This is a genomic window from Roseibium sp. RKSG952 (genome assembly GCF_009711355.1).
Window position 1 is genome coordinate 16648 of sequence record NZ_SMMF01000933.1, and the last position, 16340, is coordinate 32987.

Consider the following 16340-nt stretch of genomic DNA (forward strand, 5'->3'; position numbering starts at 1 on the left):
TCTGAGCTACAGCAGCGCTGTGGCGGGTGATTAGACTCAAACGAAACAGGGTGCAAGGGTGTCTGGACGGTTTTTTTCGCCTCCTGTAGAGAAAGATCATGGCAGATAAAAATTCACCTAAAAAACACGGCAAATCCGGGGACGCACGCGAAGATCGGCTAAAGGCCGCATTGAAGGCTAACCTTGCACGGCGTAAGGCGCAGGCGAAGGCGCGCGCGACTTCTGATACCAAGCCGGATCAGGACGAGGGATAAGAGCAGATGGATTCGATTCTAGTTACGGGCAACGGCCCGCTTAATGGCCAGATTCCGATTGCAGGCGCCAAAAACGCCTGCCTGACGCTGATGCCGGCAACTTTGTTGAGCGAAGAACCGCTGACGCTGACCAATGCGCCGCGGCTGAGTGACATCAAGACCATGTCGCTGTTGCTGCAATCGCTGGGGGCCGAGGTTTCTGCGCTGCAGGACGGGCAGGTGTTGGCCATGTCCAGTCATGACCTGACGAGCCACACGGCAGACTACGAAATTGTGCGGAAGATGCGGGCGTCCAATCTTGTGCTGGGCCCGATGCTGGCGCGGCTGGGACAGGCCGTGGTTTCGCTGCCGGGCGGATGTGCCATTGGCGCGCGGCCGATGGACCTACACGTCGAAGGGCTCGAGGCTTTGGGGGCAGAGATCGAGCTAAAGGATGGTTATCTGCACGCCAAGGCGCCGGGTGGGCTTAAAGGTGCAGTGCATGAGATGCGTTTTGCCTCTGTTGGTGCGACCGAGAACATCGTTATGGCCGCAACTTTGGCAAAGGGAACTACGGTTCTGAAGAACGCAGCGCGCGAGCCCGAGATCGTCGATCTGGTGGAGTGTCTTCGCAAGATGGGTGCGCAGATTTCGGGCGAGGGAACTCCGACTATCGAAATTCAGGGTGTGGACCGTCTGCATGGGGCGACGCATCAGGTTGTGACCGATCGGATTGAGTTGGGCACCTATATGCTGGCCCCCGCGATCTGCGGTGGTGAGGTTGAGTTGCTGGGCGGTCGATTGGGGCTCATTGAATCCTTTGCGGCCAAACTGGATGCTGCTGGTGTGAGTGTTGTAGAGACTGAAAAGGGCCTGAAAGTGTCCCGTAAGAACGGTCGTGTGAACTCGGTCGATGTTGTCACCGAACCGTTCCCCGGATTCCCGACAGATCTGCAGGCGCAAATGATGGCACTGATGTGCACGGCTGAGGGTACCTCGGTTCTGGAGGAGCGCATCTTTGAAAACCGCTTCATGCACGCCCCCGAATTGGTGCGCATGGGTGCGAATATCGAAGTGCACGGAGGGACCGCGACTGTGACCGGTGTTGAGAACCTGAAGGGCGCGCCCGTTATGGCAACGGACCTGCGTGCTTCGGTCTCGCTGATCCTGGCCGGATTGGCGGCGGAAGGCGAGACAACAATCAGCCGGGTCTATCATCTGGACCGCGGATATGAACATGTGGTGCGCAAGCTGGAAGGCGTGGGCGCAAAAATTGAACGGATAAAGGGCTGATGACAGACGCAACCTTTGAAGAAGGGCGCGAAGCCCCCCTGAACCTTGGAGCCGAGGATGCTGATGACCTTGAGGTTATCTCGACCCTGACGCAGGATGCCGTGTTCCCGGTCACCGAGATGACATGGCGTGCCTCAGAACGTCGATTCGGGCTGTTGCTGAACCGCTTCCGCTGGGAAGACAAAGATGCCGCCGCGCGTCGCGGTCGGGCCTTTGAACGCGTGCAGTCGTTGCTGGTGTTTGATTCTGTGTTGTCTGTTGCGAGTCAGGGTATCGATCGCGGCGACAAGGACACCATACTGTCGTTGATGTCAGTTGACTTCGAGGCCGGAGAAGATGGCGCTGGAGAGGTTCTGCTGACATTGGCCGGTGACGGAGCGATCCGTTTGTCGGTAGAAGCCATTGAAGTCACGCTCAAGGACGTCACGCGCCCGTATCAGGCTCCGTCCGGGCAGGCTCCGCACCACCCGGAGTAAATGCAAAACAAACGTGGCATATCGCAGGCATTTTCTGAAGTGCCCAAGGTTTTGGTGCTGCGTCGTGCATCCGTTTTTGATGTATTCGATCTGAGCCGGGTCCTGATCCGTTCGATTACGCAACTTTGTACGGTCGACCATCAGGGCGATCCGGAGAAAATCTCCCTTTGGACAGCCAATAAAGATCCTGCCACGATCCGCGGGTGGATAGAGGCAGGCTCGCAGATATGGCTGGCAGAAAACGGCGGAGGTGTCGCCGCCGTTGGTGGATTATTCGAAACAGGCAGGATTTCTTTGCTGTACGTTGATCCTGCACATACGGGGCAGGGCATCGGTTCTGCTTTGCTGAACCGGCTCGAGCACGAACTGGCATCTGGTGGTTGCAAAGAAGCACAGTTGGAGGCCACGCGTACGGCGAGAGAGTTTTATCTGACCCGAGGCTGGCAGGACTCTGGCCAGAGCCAAGACTGGAACGGTATTCCACAGTTCCCAATGCGCAAATCGCTGCACCTGACGGACTGAGGGTTGAGGCGCCAGCGTCCCGGCGATATGACCCGTTCAAACGCCCGGAGTTGCAAATCATGCCCGTTTTCCTCGACACGACCTCCTCTGATTTCGAAACCGCCTTTCAGACGCTTTTGTCTGCTAAGCGCGAAGACAGTCCCGATGTCGATGCAGTGGTCGCCGGGATCATTGATGATGTGCGCAGCCGGGGTGACGCTGCGGTCATAGAATTAACGGCGAAATTTGACCGGCTTGAACTGACCCCGGCAACGATGGCCTTCAGCGCAGAAGAAATCTCTGATGCGGTCAGGCAGGTTTCGGATGAAGATCGCGCCGCGCTGGAACTGGCGGCGGAACGCATCCGCGCTTACCACGAAAAGCAACTGCCTTTGGATCACGAATGGACGGATGCAACTGGTGCGACGTTGGGCTGGCGTTGGTCGGCAGTTTCTGCAGCAGGCCTTTATGTGCCGGGGGGGCTGGCGTCCTACCCCTCATCCGTATTGATGAACGCAATCCCGGCCAAGGTTGCGGGTGTCGAGCGTCTGGCGATAGCGGTTCCTACACCGGATGGTCAGACCAATCCGTTGGTCCTGTTGGCGGCTCAGCTTTCTGGTGTGGATGAAATCTATCGCATTGGCGGTGCGCAAGCGATTGCAGCTTTGGCGTATGGCACTGAAACCATCGCTCCGGTCGACAAAATCACCGGACCGGGCAACGCTTTCGTTGCTGCGGCCAAGCGTCGGGTTTTCGGCAAGGTCGGCATCGATATGATCGCGGGGCCTTCGGAAATTCTGGTAATCGCTGACAAGGACAATGACCCGGACTGGATTGCACTGGATCTTATGAGCCAGGCCGAGCACGACGAAAGCGCGCAATCCATACTGGTCACGGATCACGCCGCTTTTGGTCTGGCCGTCAGCGAAGCGGTCGAGAAGCGACTGGAAACGCTGCAGCGCCGGGATATAGCTGGGGCCAGCTGGCGTGATTTCGGAGCGGTCATCACTGTGCGCGACCTAGATGAAGCGGCAGCACTATCCAATAGAATTGCACCCGAACATCTCGAACTTTGCGTTGCAGACCCTGTCGCGCTGAGCAAAAAGACCGTGCATGCTGGCGCGATTTTCCTGGGCCAATACACACCCGAAGCTATCGGTGACTATGTCGGCGGCCCCAACCATGTGCTGCCCACCGCGCGTTCGGCCCGGTTCTCATCCGGCCTCAGCGTGATGGATTTCCTGAAGCGCACCACGCTCAGCCACATGACACCCGAAGCCCTGCGCGCCATTGGTCCTGCGGCCGAAAAGCTTGCGCAATCCGAGAGCCTTGAGGCACACGGACTGTCTGTGACAGCACGGTTGAAACGCCTGAACGGTTGACCCAACGCAACAGTGAGGCGCGCAGGTGCATCTGCGCGTTGCCCATCTGAAAACGTTGATATAGGTCTGTCATGACCTGATCGGACCCTTGGAAACATGACCCGAATTTCGCACATCGAACTGGACGACCGAAATCTGCCACCTCCGACACCGGAGATCGAGCAGGAGCGCAAGGTTGCGATCTATGATCTCCTCGAAGAGAACTCGTTCGCGTTGCCGAAACGGGATGATCGCGTTGTGCCTGAGGGTCCCTATCACGTACAGCTGTCGATCCGCGACAAGCGATTGGTATTTGATATCGCGACTGAAGAAAGCGAAAAGGCGGCCGAGTTTCACTTGTCGCTTGGGCCGTTCCGGCAGGTGGTCAAAGACTATTTCCAGATCTGCGAAAGCTATTTCAACGCGGTGAAAACTTTGCCGCCCAGCCAGATCGAAACCATCGATATGGCGCGCCGGGGGATCCACAACGAAGGCAGTCGTGTGTTGCAGGAGCGTCTGGACGGCAAGGCCGAAATCGACACTGATACTGCGCGTCGCCTTTTCACCCTGATCTGCGTTTTGCACTTTGGAGGGTGACGCGTGAAGCCTTTGCCGCAATCGGTCCTGTTTTGTTGTGACCATAACGCGGTTCGGTCACCTATGGCCGAAGGGATCATGAAGAAATTCTATGGCACGGGCACCTATGTTCAATCTGCCGGTGTGCACAATGATCTCGAAATAGATGGCTTTAGTATCGCTGCCTGTCAGGAAATTGATGTCGAGTTGTCCCGTCACCGCTCGCGCTCGTTCGATGAGATGGAGGAATGGGGCGACGATCTGAGTTCCTTTGATCTGATCGTCGCGCTTTCGCCGGCGAGCCAGAGAAAAGCGCTGGAACTGACCCGGTTTTTTCATCTGGATGTCGATTATTGGCCAATAATGGACCCTACCGGACTGGGCGAGACACGGGATCAGAAGCTACACCACTACCGTCAGACCCGCGATCAGATCATCAAACATCTTAAGGATCGCTGGGGTGAACCTACGGAGATCGCATGAACCAGACTGTAAAAACCTATTTCGATGCCTTCAATGCCGGTGATGTTGAAGGCATGCTGAAATGCTTGTCTGATGACGTAGCCCATCACGTGAACGAGGGCCAAATTCGGACCGGTAAGGACAAATTCGCGGAATTCTGTGCCCACATGAACCGGTGCTACAAAGAAAACCTTACGGATATTGTGGTGTTCGAGGCTGAAAACGGCACCCGCGCGGCGGCAGAGTTTATTGTGAACGGCACCTATCTGGAAACGGATGCAGGATTGCCTGAGGCGCATGGGCAAACCTACCGACTGCCAGCAGGATCGTTCTTTAACCTGAAGGACAGCAAGATCACGCGGGTGACGACCTTCTACAATCTGGCGGATTGGGTAAAGCAGGTCTCCAATGGCTGAGGTCACCGACGTCCACGCCCTGACCGGTTCCACGCTGGCGGGGGCACTGGACGACGTGGCACGTCTGCGGATCGCGGTGTTCCGCGCATGGCCCTATCTCTATGATGGTGATCTGGAATACGAACGTAAGTACCTGCAATCCTATCGTGACAGCGACAAAGCTATCGTGGTTGGCGCCTTTGATGGCGATCGTCTGATCGGTGCGTCGACAGGCGCCCCCCTGACAGACCACGCCGACGATTTCGCCGCTGCTTTCGAAGGCTCGGGGCTGGATCTGGCCGAGATATTCTATTGTGCTGAATCCGTGCTGTTGCCCGAGTATCGGGGGCAGGGTGTCGGCCACAGGTTCTTTGATCTGAGAGAAGCGCATGCGCAGAGCTTGGGGTTCGGGAAATGCGCCTTCTGTGCTGTACAGAGGCCGCAAGATCACCCGATGCGCCCCGCGAGCTATCGCCCGCTGGATGAATTCTGGCGCGCACGGGGATATGAAAAGCTGGCGGGTGCGGTGGCCCAGTTCTCGTGGAAAGATCTGGGTGACAAGGACGAAACGCTTAAACCTCTACAGTTCTGGATACGCGATTTGTGAATGGAACATGGTCGGCCTGGAAGCATACGTGTCGTGACCTGCAATCGTTAAGCTAAACTCACACCATGCTGATCAGAAAATACTCTTGCTGCCCCTTGAAATACCGAGATGCCAAAAGCCTGCACGGGCACTTGCGCGTCTTTCATTCAAAATTGATCTTAGTGACGTCCCGTCACCCAGCTAGACAGGATCAGTGCAGCTAAGGCATCCTCTTGTTAAACGTTAGCCTCGGTTCGTGGGGGCAGGGAGGAATTTGGGAATGATGTCATTTGGACTGCGTGAGGAAAATCGCGCGCTGTTGCAACGCGTGACTGAGATGATCCGCGATGAGATCATGCCGCTTGAGGAAGAATACCACGCGGAAATCAACAAAGGTGATCGCTGGCAGTACACGGAACGGCAGGCCGAAATTCTCGAAGGGCTGAAAGCCATGGCCAAGGCGGCGGGTTTGTGGAACTTCTGGCTAACCGACAGTGACAAAGGTTTTGGCCTGACAACGGTGGAATACGCCTATTTTGCCGAGGAAATGGGTAAAACGCCACTTGGGGCCGAAGTGTTCAACTGTTCGGCTCCGGACACCGGCAACATGGAAGTGTTCGAACGCTACGGTACCGAGAAGATGAAAGAGCAATGGCTCAAGCCACTGCTCGATGGCCAGATCCGATCGGCCTATCTGATGACAGAGCCGGATGTTGCTTCATCTGACGCGACCAATATCTCAATGTCCTGCGTGCGGGATGGCGATGAGTATGTTCTGAACGGTGAGAAATGGTGGTCATCCGGTGCGGGTGATCCACGATGCAAAGTTTACATCGTGATGGTCAAAACTGGTGGAGACGATCTGCCGGTACACAAACGGCAATCAATGATTGTTGTGCCCGCAGATACCCCGGGGATCGAGATTCTGCGGCCTATGGAGGTCTACGGCCACGACGATGCGCCGCACGGGCACATGCATATTCGATTTACCAACGTTCGGGTTCCGGCCGAGAATATCCTGCTGGGTGAAGGCCGAGGTTTCGAGATTGCGCAGGGTCGTTTGGGGCCGGGCCGGATTCATCACTGCATGCGCGCAATCGGTCAGTCCGAAATCGCGCTGGAGCAGATGTGCAAACGCTCACTGCAGAGAGAGGCTTTCGGAAAGAAACTTGCTCAACTGGGCGCTAATTTCGACATCATCGCTGAGTGCCGGATGGAGATTGAGATGGCCAGGCTTTTGTGCCTCAAGGCCGCTTGGTACATGGATCAGGGAGATGCGCGAGCGGCAGCGCCGTGGATCAGCCAGATCAAAGTTGTTGCCCCGCGCGTTGCACTCAAGGTTATCGACGAATCCGTTCAGATGTTCGGAGCTCAGGGTATCAGTCAGGATACGCCGCTCGCGTCGGCATGGACTCACGTCCGGACATTGCGGTTGGCCGACGGGCCGGATGCTGTTCACCGTCGTCAGGTGGCACGGGCAGAACTGAAGAAATACACTCAGGAAAAGATCTGAGGTTTAGAGGCAAATGATGCAACCTGACCTGAAAGAGCAGGCCTATTTTCACACCAGCACTGACGGTGCCTTTGTCGGCAACGATCCGGTGCGTGGCCCATGGTCGGCAGATCATTGTCATGCCGGGCCGGTGACGGGTCTGATTGCGCGTGCAGCCGAAACCGAAGTCGGCCCTGAGAAGATGCTGACCCGGCTGACAGTGGATTTGCTACGCCCCTTGCCGCTGGCCGGATTGAGGGTTGCGGCTGAAACCACGCGGCACACCCGGACGCTCGCCACGACACGGGTGACGGTGCATGATCTGGATGACACGTTATGTGCGACGGCGACAACCATGCATCTGGTTCGCAAGGAACTGGGTAAAGTTCCAAACGCTAGCATCAATTCGCTGGACCTTAACAATGTCGTTGATGGGCCTTTCCCAATTCGTCAGATGCGCCATGATCTGCCCGGCTTTGCGCATTTCACCGAAGTTGCATACCCCGCGGGCGGCAATCAGGGGCCGGGCCCCAAGGCGATCTGGATGCGCACACCTGCCTTGCTTGAAGGAGAGACGCCATCCCCGATTCAAGCACTGTGCCCCCTGGCGGATTGCGGCAATGGTATCTCATGGAATGCACCGCCGACTGAGATGGGGTTCATGAACACCGATCTGACGGTACATATTCACCGAGAGCCCGTCTCGGAATGGTTGGCCTCTGACTCAGTATCCCACTGGCATTCGTCGGGGATCGGGATGTCACAATCAGTGCTCTATGACACCGAAGGGCCGGTTGGGACGGCGCTGCAAACTCTGGTTCTGTTCCCGCCGGGGTAGGCCGTTGGCTGGTTTTTGCGCCATTGCAGTGAAACACGTTGCCGCCATCCCCTGTGCACCCTATCTTCCCGTCATGCGTTGGCTGACCACATTCCTGACCTGCTGTCTGCCGATTTCGGCAACCGCACACCCGCACGTCTTTATCGACACCGGGCTTGAGTTCATTGTTGACGACGCTGGTCAGTTGACCCATGTGCGCGTAACTTGGGTATATGACGAATTCTACTCGTTGCTGGTTCTGGAAGATATGAAACTGGATCAGGATGCCGATGGTGTCCTGACTGATGCCGAGGAACAGGTACTGGCCGGTTTTGATGCGCAATGGGTCGAAGGATATAACGGCGATCTGGTTGTTCAGGCAGATGGAACCAATGTGCCGCTTTCTGGCCCGATGGAGCCTCGTGCAACCACCGAAGATGGTCGGATTGTAACCACACATCTGCGCGCGGTCGAAGATGGGTTTGTCCCGGCCACCGCATTGTCAGCCAAACCTTTCGACGAGACGTATTACACTGCTTACGAGGTCACGCGCCCTGTCACGGTTTCAGGACCTGACACCTGTAAGGTCGAACGCTTTGATCCGGATATCGACGGGCAACTCGCCCAGATGCAGGCCTTTTTGTTGACGTTGGATGCCGACTACGACCTCGAAGAAAATGACATCCCGCTTGTCGGCGAGAACTTTGCGACCGAGATTCGTGTTTCATGTCCAAATACCTGATTGTACCGGTTGCCCTGGCGTGTGGATTGCTGCTGTGGTTCTGGGGCAGTGGCGGGTTTGATCACCTTGCCGCATGGGCGGCGGGCGAACAGCGTGAATTCCAGAACCAGATCGCACGATCCCTGCGTGCTGCGCGGGCAGAACAGCCCGAAGCTGTTGCAACCTTATTGACGGTCTGCTTTGCCTACGGGTTTTTCCACGCAATAGGACCGGGCCACGGTAAGGTGTTGATCGGCGGCTATGGTTTGGGTCGCCGGGTCGCGTTCTGGCGTCTGTCTGCCATCAGCGTATTGTCCAGTTTGGGGCAGGCGGTGACGGCCATCGTTTTGGTCTATGCCGGGGTGTTGGTTTTCCAGATGTCCCGGGAAAGCCTTGTCGGAACGACGGAACAGGTGATGGCACCAATCAGCTACGGCGCAATCGCAGCTATTGGTCTGTGGCTGGTCTTTCGCGCGTTGCGCAGCTTTGCAAGACGGCAGCGCAATGAGAACTCACACAACCATCATCACCATCATGAACATGATCACCACGATCATCACCACCACGACCAACACCACGAACATGAGGTCTGTTCAGATTGCGGTCATCGCCATGGTCCAACCGCCGAAGAAGTGGCTCAGGTCGGGAGCCTGCGCGAGGCAGTGGTCCTGATCGCAGGTATTGCCGCCCGTCCTTGTACCGGAGCTTTGTTTGTCCTCATCCTGACATGGCAAATGGGTATCGCGATGGTAGGAATTGCAGGTGCCTTTTCTATGGCGCTGGGCACAGCATTGGTCACAACTTTGGTGGGGTGGACGTCATTTGGATTGCGCGGAGGGCTGTTGGCATCAGCTTCGGCGACCCGTTTCGCATCCGTGCTGGCGCCAACCATCGAATTGGTCGCCGGACTGATCATTGCAGTGATCGCGGGTGGCCTTTTGCTGCGCGCGATTTGATTCAGTCAAAAACAGCCTCAGGATACCCAACCCGCGCGAGGTAGAGGCCTTGCGGAGGGCAGACCGGGCCACAAGCTGCTCGATCAGTTGCTTCCAGCGCATGGCGTACATCTTCCGGGCTCCATGCACCTGCACCGACCCGCTCCAGCGTGCCGACAAAGCTACGCACCTGATTGTGCAGGAATGACCGTGCGCGGACGTGAAAATGTACTTCGGGACCGGAAAAGCCCTGAACCTGCCCGACACGCAATTCATCCAGTGTTTTGACCGGGCTCGCAGCCTGGCAGATGGAGGAGCGGAAAGTTGTGAAATCATGCCGTCCTATCAGCATGTCCGCCCCGGCCTGCATCGCATCCACATCCAGCCGATGATTGATCTGCCAGACCTGACCCTTGTCATGGGTTGCAGGTGCGCGACGCATCAGGATGCGGAACAGGTATTGCCGCTCGAGCGCAGAAAAGCGGGCATGCCAGTCGTCATCCACGCGCGCTGCCTTAACGATGGCGACAGGCTGCGGCTTGAGGTGATAGTTCAGCGCCTCAGACAGGCGGAACGGATCCCACTCTTTTTCAAGATCGCAATGAGCCACTTGTCCCAACGCATGAACGCCCGCATCGGTACGACCGGCAGCCGCGATGGTATGCTCGCCGGGTTGAAGGCGTGACAGGGCCTGTTCGATAGCGCCCTGCACGGATGGCAGCTCTTTTTGCCGTTGCCATCCGGCAAACGGTTCCCCTTGGTATTCGACTTTCAACGCGTATCTGGGCATGAGGCGCTGGTATCGCGACACGCGGGTTCGGGCAAGGGCTGGATGGACAAAAGCTCTGGCAAGTCCTGCGACCTCTACCTATCTTGGAAAAAACGATAATTGCGGGGCGACAGATTGGTCATCTCATCACTGGCAGACAGTCTTGTGCGCGGCGTCGAAACCGTGGGCGACCGGGTATCTGAGACGCTGTTCGAGCCTGTTATCCGTCTGGGCGTCACCGGATTGGCGCGATCGGGAAAGACGGTTTTCATCACATCATTGGTCGCCAACCTGCTGGACCGCGGACGTATGACCGGGCTGGTCGCGCAGCAGGAGGGGCGGATTAACGCTGCCTACCTGCAGCCACAGCCAGACGATACAGTTCCCCGGTTCGATTTCGAATCCCATCTCTCAGACCTGACCGGACCGGAGCCGCACTGGCCGGACAGTACGCGCGCTGTGTCAGAGCTGCGTTTGTCTTTCAAGGCGCGCCCTGCTGGTTTGCTGTCAGGTCTGCAGGGGCCGCGGAAGATCCATCTGGATATCGTTGATTATCCCGGCGAGTGGTTGCTTGATCTGGCATTGCTCGAGAAATCTTACGAAGAGTGGTCGCACGAGACGCTTGCAAGGATTGAGAAACGCCCTCAGGCTGCTGAATTTCTGGCGCAGGCAAAGGCAGTTGACCTTGCAGCTCCTCATGAAGAGCCCGCAGCTCAGGCGTTGGCTGGTTTGTTCACCACCTATCTGAACGCAGCCCGAGAAGCCGGGTTCTATGATTGCACGCCAGGGCGGTTCATCTTGCCGGGCGATTTGGCCGGATCCCCGGTTTTGACATTTGCACCTCTGCCTGTTTCTGGACCGTCGCGTCGGCGAACGCTGCAGCGCGAGATGGAACGGCGCTACGAGGCCTACAAATCGCAGGTGGTCAAACCGTTTTTTCGCGATCACTTTGCCCGGATCGATCGGCAGGTTGTTCTGGTTGATGCGCTGGGCGCGATCCACAAGGGACCACAGGCCGTAGAAGACATGCGTCGCGCTATGGCTGATATTCTGTCTGCCTTCCGACCGGGGCGGAATGCCTGGCTGAGCCAAATGCTGCTTGGCAAGCGGGTTGAACGCATCCTTTTTGCGGCCACCAAAGCGGATCATCTTCATCATCTTCAGCACCCACGTCTGACCGCGATTATGGAGGCGTTGACGCGAGAGGCCCGTGATCGCGCCAAGTTTGCCGGGGCCGAAACTGCAGCGCTGTCGTTGGCAGCTCTCCGCGCGACCACGGAAGAAATGCGCAGTCACGATGGGGTGGAATTGCCCTGCGTTCGTGGCACTTTGTTGGAAAGCGGAAAGAAGGCAGCTTTTTACCCGGGGGATTTACCGGAAGATCCCGCCCATCTGCTGACGCCAGCGCGCAACGGTGCCGAAGGCTGGCTGGGGGAGGACTATGGGTTTATGGCCTTCGCTCCGGCAAAGCTGACCCTTCGACCTGGGGATGGCCCGCCACATATTCGTCTGGACCGCGCTACGCAGTTTCTGATCGGAGATCGCCTGTGACCGTTACCCTAAGACCCGCGCGCAGCACGGATGCAGGTACGACAGGCACGATCCTGCATGGGTTTGCGCAGGAAAACGATTGGATGCCAAATCTCCATACCTGTGCCGAAACGATAGCGTTTTGTGGCTACATGATCGATCAGGGCTGGGTAACTGTCGCTGATGATGATGGCGATGTCGTAGGGTTTCTGGCGCTAAAGGGTTCGGAAATCCACTCGTTGTACCTGACATCCTCCGCGCGTCGAAAGGGGATAGGGCGACAACTGCTGAATCTTGCAAAGTCTCAGCATTCTGAATTGTCATTGTTCGCTTTTCAGGCAAATGAACCAGCCCTTCGGTTTTACAGACAGAATGGTTTTGTTGAAATTGCGCGCAGCGATGGAGCAGACAATGATGAAAACCTGCCCGACATCAAATTTGCCTGGCGAAAAGAGGGTTTGAACGATGGCTAAAGGTCCGGTTCTGATTGATCTCGAAGATGATGCCGGGCCAGCAACGGATGTATCTGATGCGCCTCCGGTCCCTGACATAGCGCAGCCGCAAGGGCAGGCTATGCAGGCTGCAGCGCGTTTGGCAGCTCGTAAGCCTTCGGTCTTGTCGCGGTGGTTCTGGGGGCTGGCACTTGCTGTGGTCGGAGCGGCGATTTCGGTGGCGGCATGGGATTTCGCCACGTCTCTGGTTGCGCGTGCGCCAGTATTGGGATGGATCGTTACAGCATTAATCGGCGCCCTAGTGCTTGTAGGGCTGATCATTGCTTTGCGCGAGTTGGCTGCAATTGGCCGCCTGTCCCGTGTGGATGGAATGCGCCGCGCCGCTGATACTGCGCTGGCAGATGCCGATCTGGGGCAAGCGCGCGCGGTCACGAACCGCCTGATCTCGTTCTACAAGGGGCGTGAGGAAACCCGCTGGGGGCGGGAGCGCCTGTCTGAGCGGATGGAGGAGCAGTTCGATGCCTCCGGGCTGCTGGTATTGGCCGAAGATGAGCTGCTGGCACCATTGGACGCTGCAGCCAGCCGAGAGGTTGAGGCGGCAGCACGGCAGGTGGCCACGGTTACTGCGCTGGTGCCCCTTGCGTTGGCAGATGTCGTGACGGCCCTGGCATCTTCGCTGCGTATGATCCGCCGGATTGCGGAAATCTATGGCGGTCGCGCCGGTTTTCTGGGTAGCTGGCGTTTGACTCGGGCAGTGTTTGTTCACCTCGTTGCGACCGGGGCTGTGGCCGTTGGTGATGATCTGCTCGAGCCGGTTCTTGGTGGTTCAGTCCTTAGCAAACTGTCCCGGCGTTTTGGCGAGGGCCTTGTAAACGGCGCCCTGTCTGCCCGTGTCGGAGTTGCCGCGATGGAGGTTTGTCGCCCTTTACCATTTTCCGAACGGCACAAACCATCGACCCGTGGTATGGTTAAACGTGCCTTGAGCGGGTTGTTTTCAAAGGGTTGATCTGTCGCAAGGTCCTGGCCTGCCAAACCCCGCAATATGGGGAAGGAGCCAGCCATGACCGATCACGGACACAGCCAGCAGGAAATCACGGCGCGGATAAATGCACCGCCCGGGCGGGGTGTGTTGCGCGATGTTGTGTATGGCGGGATCGATGGGTCTGTAACCACCTTTGCGATCGTCGCGGGTGTTGCCGGGGCAGGGTTGTCGCCATTCGTAATCGTTGCTCTTGGTCTGGCCAATGTGCTGGCGGACGGGTTTTCGATGGCTGCAGGCAATTACTCAGGCACCAAGGCTGAACTGGACAACATCCGACGCATCCGCGCCATTGAGGAAAGGCATATCGAGCTTTATCCCGAAGGCGAGCGGGCAGAAGTGAAGGAAATACTCGCGCAAAAAGGGCTTTCTGGCGAGGTGCTCAATGAAGCGACCGAGGCAATCACTGCCAGCCGGGAAAATTGGATCAGTCTGATGCTTGAGGGCGAATACGGATTGGGTAGCGTTGATCCCCATCCAATCAAAGCGGCGACGGCGACATTTTTTGCCTTTCTCGCGGCAGGCATGATCCCGCTCCTGCCATTCCTGCTTTCTCTGGATGGTGCCTTTGTTATCTCGGCTTGGCTGACGATGGGTGTTTTCTTTGCAATCGGGGCTTTGAAAAGCCGGTGGTCGCTGTCGCCTTGGTGGCGCTCAGGGCTGGAAACTTTTTTGATTGGCGGTGCGGCAGCTTCGATCGCCTACTTGGTTGGATCGCTGTTCCATCCATGAGGGCAGTTGATGTCGCAGTTTGCCCGGTGGTGCTGGTGCGCGCGGATCAATCAGATACTGTCGTGAAAACGGATTTGAGTGGTCATGCCGCAAAAGAGATTACACGGAAAACGCGTTCTGGTTTTGGGGGCTTACGGGTTTATCGGAGCTGCAGTCACAAGGGCGCTTCAGTCTGAAGGCGCAAGCGTAACCGGCATGGTGCGCGATGCGCGAACAGGGACAAAGGTCTTGCCGAGCGTCACGCTTGTAGAGGGTGATCTGAGGGATTTTCTGGATCCTGAGGATTGGCGATCCCGTCTGAACAACGTTGACGCGGTGGTGAATTGCGCAGGTGCGCTGCAAGACGGCGGGGCCGATGATCTTGAGAATGTGCATCACAAAGCCATCGCTGCTTTGGGACAGGCTTGTGCCGAGTTGGGCATTTCAATTGTCCAGATTTCAGCCATCGGGGCCGAGCCTGATGCAACGACTGATTTCATGCGAACCAAGGCCGCAGGCGATGCAGCGCTCCGTATCTGTGGAGCTCCTGCATGGATACTCAAACCGGGTTTGGTAATCGGGCAGAGCGACTATGGCGGGACTGCATTGTTAAGGATGCTGGCGGCAATCCCGCTGGTGCAGCCGATCGCTTACCCGGCAACGCCGGTTCAGTGTGTTGGCATGGATGATCTGTGCGGTGCTATCACCGCGACTATTGCAGGTGAATTGCCTCAGGGAGCCTATGATCTCGTCGAAGATGCTGAACATCCGCTGTCTGACGTGCTCGCAGCGACGCGTCGGTGGCTGGGTTTCTCGGCGGCTCAGCTGACGGTTGGGGTGCCGGTGTGGACGACCCGCTTGGTCGCAGCCTTGGCGGATTTTCTGGGAAAACTGGGATGGCGTTCGCCCTTGCGCAGTACCGCCATGACGGTCATGGCGGATGGGGTCACGGGCGATCCGGAACCATATCGTAAGGCTGCGGGTGCATCGCTGGCCTCAATGGATGAGGTCTATAGCCGCCTGACCTGTGCGCGTGAACATCGCTTGACGGCGCGTATGACCCTGTTGATGCCTCTGGCAATAGCGGTGCTGAGCCTGTTCTGGGTGTTGTCCGGTGTCCTTGGGCTGACCGGATTATCGCAGGCCAAATCGGTGCTTCTTGATGCAGGTTGGTCTGCCCCGTCCGCAGCGGTCAGCGTCGTGTTCTGGTCGCTTGTCGACATCGCTCTGGGTCTGGCTTTGTTGTGGCGTCCATGGGCCGGTCGGGTATGCCTTTTGCAATGCGCTGTTGCATTGTTCTATCTGTTGGCCGCGACCGTTGCCGCCCCGGCGCTTTGGGGTGACCCTCTTGGACCTCTGGTCAAGATCCTGCCAGCGATGATGCTGTCTTTGATTGCGTGGCCAATGTTGGAGAGCAGGTAATGGACCCCGATCTGATCCTGCGCTGGCTGCATGTCATTGGTGCCTGTGTCTTGCTGGGAACGGGTGCGGGCATAGCGTTCTTTATGCTGATGGCGCATCGCAGCCGGGATCCGCGTATCATTGCGCATACAGCCAGTATCGTGGTTTTGGCTGATCTGTTGTTCACGACGTCAGCCGTCATTCTGCAGCCGATTACCGGATTTCTGCTGGCGTGGAGGCTGGGATGGTCATTGTCCGAGGGATGGATCGCTTTGTCGCTGCTGCTTTATGTTTTTACAGGTTTGTTCTGGCTTCCAGTGGTCTGGATACAGCTGCGTTTACGTGACTATGCCCGGCGTGCAGCGGGAAATGGCGAGGAACTGCCAGATGCCTATCATCAATTGTTCCGCATCTGGTTTGCCTGCGGATTTCCCGCGTTTGTTGCAGTGTTGGCGATTATCTGGCTGATGCTGGAGCGTCCCGACTTAGCCTTGTTCTGATACCGGCTAGCCTACAACAAAACAAATCTAACTGGATTTCCAGACTATTACCCGGTGCCCGTTCAATGTAGGTTCAGGCCGATTATCTCC

General features: G+C 57.3%; 20 protein-coding genes. 19 read left to right on the forward strand and 1 reads right to left on the reverse strand.

The annotated features are described in order from the left end of the window. The first annotated feature begins 98 nt into the window (after positions 1-98). The 13 genes from E1297_RS49235 (at position 99) to E1297_RS25400 (ending at position 9869) form a co-directional block, all read left to right on the forward strand. Positions 99-254: a hypothetical protein gene (locus E1297_RS49235; RefSeq protein WP_170331131.1), complete on the forward strand. Its 156-nt coding sequence runs from the start codon at positions 99-101 to the stop codon at positions 252-254. A gap of 6 nt (positions 255-260) precedes the next feature. Next, the gene (gene murA, locus E1297_RS25345; protein WP_155143285.1) at positions 261-1526 is read left to right on the forward strand and encodes a UDP-N-acetylglucosamine 1-carboxyvinyltransferase; all 1266 of its coding nucleotides are present in this window, start codon (positions 261-263) and stop codon (positions 1524-1526) included. Further along, entirely contained in the window at positions 1526-2002 is a 477-nt protein-coding gene (locus tag E1297_RS25350; RefSeq protein WP_155143286.1) for a DUF2948 family protein, read from the forward strand. The genes murA and E1297_RS25350 overlap by 1 nt, the downstream gene beginning before the upstream one ends. Next, positions 2003-2524, forward strand: a complete 522-nt coding sequence (locus E1297_RS25355; RefSeq protein ID WP_155143287.1) for a GNAT family N-acetyltransferase — start codon at positions 2003-2005, stop codon at positions 2522-2524. It begins immediately after the preceding gene. Positions 2525-2583: 59 nt separating this feature from the next. Continuing rightward, entirely contained in the window at positions 2584-3885 is a 1302-nt protein-coding gene (gene hisD, locus E1297_RS25360) for a histidinol dehydrogenase (protein WP_155143288.1), read from the forward strand. Positions 3886-3981: 96 nt separating this feature from the next. Beyond that, positions 3982-4461, forward strand: a complete 480-nt coding sequence (locus E1297_RS25365) for a UPF0262 family protein (RefSeq protein ID WP_155143289.1) — start codon at positions 3982-3984, stop codon at positions 4459-4461. A gap of 3 nt (positions 4462-4464) precedes the next feature. Then, positions 4465-4923 (forward strand): low molecular weight phosphatase family protein, encoded by a 459-nt coding sequence (locus tag E1297_RS25370; protein ID WP_170331139.1) that lies wholly within the window; start codon positions 4465-4467, stop codon positions 4921-4923. Then, a complete protein-coding gene (locus E1297_RS25375) occupies positions 4920-5318 on the forward strand; it encodes a ketosteroid isomerase-related protein (protein WP_155143290.1) in 399 nt (132 codons plus the stop codon). The genes E1297_RS25370 and E1297_RS25375 overlap by 4 nt, the downstream gene beginning before the upstream one ends. Next, positions 5311-5904: a GNAT family N-acetyltransferase gene (locus E1297_RS25380; protein ID WP_155143291.1), complete on the forward strand. Its 594-nt coding sequence runs from the start codon at positions 5311-5313 to the stop codon at positions 5902-5904. Before E1297_RS25375 ends, E1297_RS25380 begins: the two co-directional genes overlap by 8 nt. 262 nt (positions 5905-6166) lie before the next feature. Further along, a complete protein-coding gene (locus E1297_RS25385; protein WP_244327885.1) occupies positions 6167-7396 on the forward strand; it encodes an acyl-CoA dehydrogenase family protein in 1230 nt (409 codons plus the stop codon). A gap of 13 nt (positions 7397-7409) precedes the next feature. Beyond that, positions 7410-8213 (forward strand): thioesterase family protein, encoded by an 804-nt coding sequence (locus tag E1297_RS25390; RefSeq protein WP_209015989.1) that lies wholly within the window; start codon positions 7410-7412, stop codon positions 8211-8213. Between the two features lie 4 nt (positions 8214-8217). Beyond that, positions 8218-8934, forward strand: coding sequence for a DUF1007 family protein (locus E1297_RS25395; protein ID WP_209015990.1), 717 nt, complete (start codon positions 8218-8220; stop codon positions 8932-8934). Next, positions 8919-9869, forward strand: coding sequence for a nickel/cobalt transporter (locus E1297_RS25400; RefSeq protein WP_155143293.1), 951 nt, complete (start codon positions 8919-8921; stop codon positions 9867-9869). Before E1297_RS25395 ends, E1297_RS25400 begins: the two co-directional genes overlap by 16 nt. Position 9870: 1 nt before the next feature. On the opposite strand, the gene truA is transcribed toward E1297_RS25400, so the two are convergent. Continuing rightward, entirely contained in the window at positions 9871-10638 is a 768-nt protein-coding gene (gene truA, locus E1297_RS25405) for a tRNA pseudouridine(38-40) synthase TruA (RefSeq protein ID WP_155143294.1), read from the reverse strand. A 114-nt stretch (positions 10639-10752) separates the two neighbouring features. Here truA and E1297_RS25410 point away from each other — a divergent pair, with 114 nt between their 5' ends. The 6 genes from E1297_RS25410 to E1297_RS25435 all read left to right on the forward strand — a co-directional run bounded on the left by E1297_RS25410 (position 10753) and on the right by E1297_RS25435 (position 16250). Continuing rightward, complete coding sequence (locus E1297_RS25410; RefSeq protein WP_155143295.1) at positions 10753-12168, forward strand: YcjX family protein; 1416 nt, start codon at positions 10753-10755, stop codon at positions 12166-12168. Continuing rightward, the gene (locus tag E1297_RS25415) at positions 12165-12620 is read left to right on the forward strand and encodes a GNAT family N-acetyltransferase (RefSeq protein WP_209015991.1); all 456 of its coding nucleotides are present in this window, start codon (positions 12165-12167) and stop codon (positions 12618-12620) included. The genes E1297_RS25410 and E1297_RS25415 overlap by 4 nt, the downstream gene beginning before the upstream one ends. Next, the gene (locus E1297_RS25420) at positions 12613-13605 is read left to right on the forward strand and encodes a YcjF family protein (protein ID WP_155143296.1); all 993 of its coding nucleotides are present in this window, start codon (positions 12613-12615) and stop codon (positions 13603-13605) included. Before E1297_RS25415 ends, E1297_RS25420 begins: the two co-directional genes overlap by 8 nt. A 54-nt stretch (positions 13606-13659) precedes the next feature. Further along, positions 13660-14370, forward strand: a complete 711-nt coding sequence (locus E1297_RS25425; protein ID WP_155143297.1) for a VIT1/CCC1 transporter family protein — start codon at positions 13660-13662, stop codon at positions 14368-14370. Positions 14371-14454: 84 nt separating this feature from the next. Continuing rightward, a complete protein-coding gene (locus E1297_RS25430; protein ID WP_155143298.1) occupies positions 14455-15771 on the forward strand; it encodes an SDR family oxidoreductase in 1317 nt (438 codons plus the stop codon). Beyond that, positions 15771-16250, forward strand: coding sequence for a DUF2269 domain-containing protein (locus tag E1297_RS25435; protein WP_155143299.1), 480 nt, complete (start codon positions 15771-15773; stop codon positions 16248-16250). The genes E1297_RS25430 and E1297_RS25435 overlap by 1 nt, the downstream gene beginning before the upstream one ends. The last annotated feature ends 90 nt before the right edge of the window (positions 16251-16340 follow it).

Excerpts from the sequence above, each read along its gene's own strand:
- E1297_RS25380 (WP_155143291.1), top strand. The coding sequence starts at position 5,311 with ATGGCTGAGGTCACCGACGTCCACGCCCTGACCGGTTCCACGCTGGCG.
- truA (WP_155143294.1), bottom strand. The coding sequence starts at position 10,638 with ATGCCCAGATACGCGTTGAAAGTCGAATACCAAGGGGAACCGTTTGCC.
- E1297_RS25385 (WP_244327885.1), top strand. The coding sequence starts at position 6,167 with ATGTCATTTGGACTGCGTGAGGAAAATCGCGCGCTGTTGCAACGCGTG.
- E1297_RS49235 (WP_170331131.1), top strand. The coding sequence starts at position 99 with ATGGCAGATAAAAATTCACCTAAAAAACACGGCAAATCCGGGGACGCA.
- hisD (WP_155143288.1), top strand. The coding sequence starts at position 2,584 with ATGCCCGTTTTCCTCGACACGACCTCCTCTGATTTCGAAACCGCCTTT.
- E1297_RS25375 (WP_155143290.1), top strand. The coding sequence starts at position 4,920 with ATGAACCAGACTGTAAAAACCTATTTCGATGCCTTCAATGCCGGTGAT.
- E1297_RS25390 (WP_209015989.1), top strand. The coding sequence starts at position 7,410 with ATGATGCAACCTGACCTGAAAGAGCAGGCCTATTTTCACACCAGCACT.
- E1297_RS25430 (WP_155143298.1), top strand. The coding sequence starts at position 14,455 with ATGCCGCAAAAGAGATTACACGGAAAACGCGTTCTGGTTTTGGGGGCT.
- E1297_RS25435 (WP_155143299.1), top strand. The coding sequence starts at position 15,771 with ATGGACCCCGATCTGATCCTGCGCTGGCTGCATGTCATTGGTGCCTGT.
- E1297_RS25365 (WP_155143289.1), top strand. The coding sequence starts at position 3,982 with ATGACCCGAATTTCGCACATCGAACTGGACGACCGAAATCTGCCACCT.
- E1297_RS25350 (WP_155143286.1), top strand. The coding sequence starts at position 1,526 with ATGACAGACGCAACCTTTGAAGAAGGGCGCGAAGCCCCCCTGAACCTT.
- E1297_RS25400 (WP_155143293.1), top strand. The coding sequence starts at position 8,919 with ATGTCCAAATACCTGATTGTACCGGTTGCCCTGGCGTGTGGATTGCTG.
- E1297_RS25355 (WP_155143287.1), top strand. The coding sequence starts at position 2,003 with ATGCAAAACAAACGTGGCATATCGCAGGCATTTTCTGAAGTGCCCAAG.
- murA (WP_155143285.1), top strand. The coding sequence starts at position 261 with ATGGATTCGATTCTAGTTACGGGCAACGGCCCGCTTAATGGCCAGATT.
- E1297_RS25425 (WP_155143297.1), top strand. The coding sequence starts at position 13,660 with ATGACCGATCACGGACACAGCCAGCAGGAAATCACGGCGCGGATAAAT.
- E1297_RS25420 (WP_155143296.1), top strand. The coding sequence starts at position 12,613 with ATGGCTAAAGGTCCGGTTCTGATTGATCTCGAAGATGATGCCGGGCCA.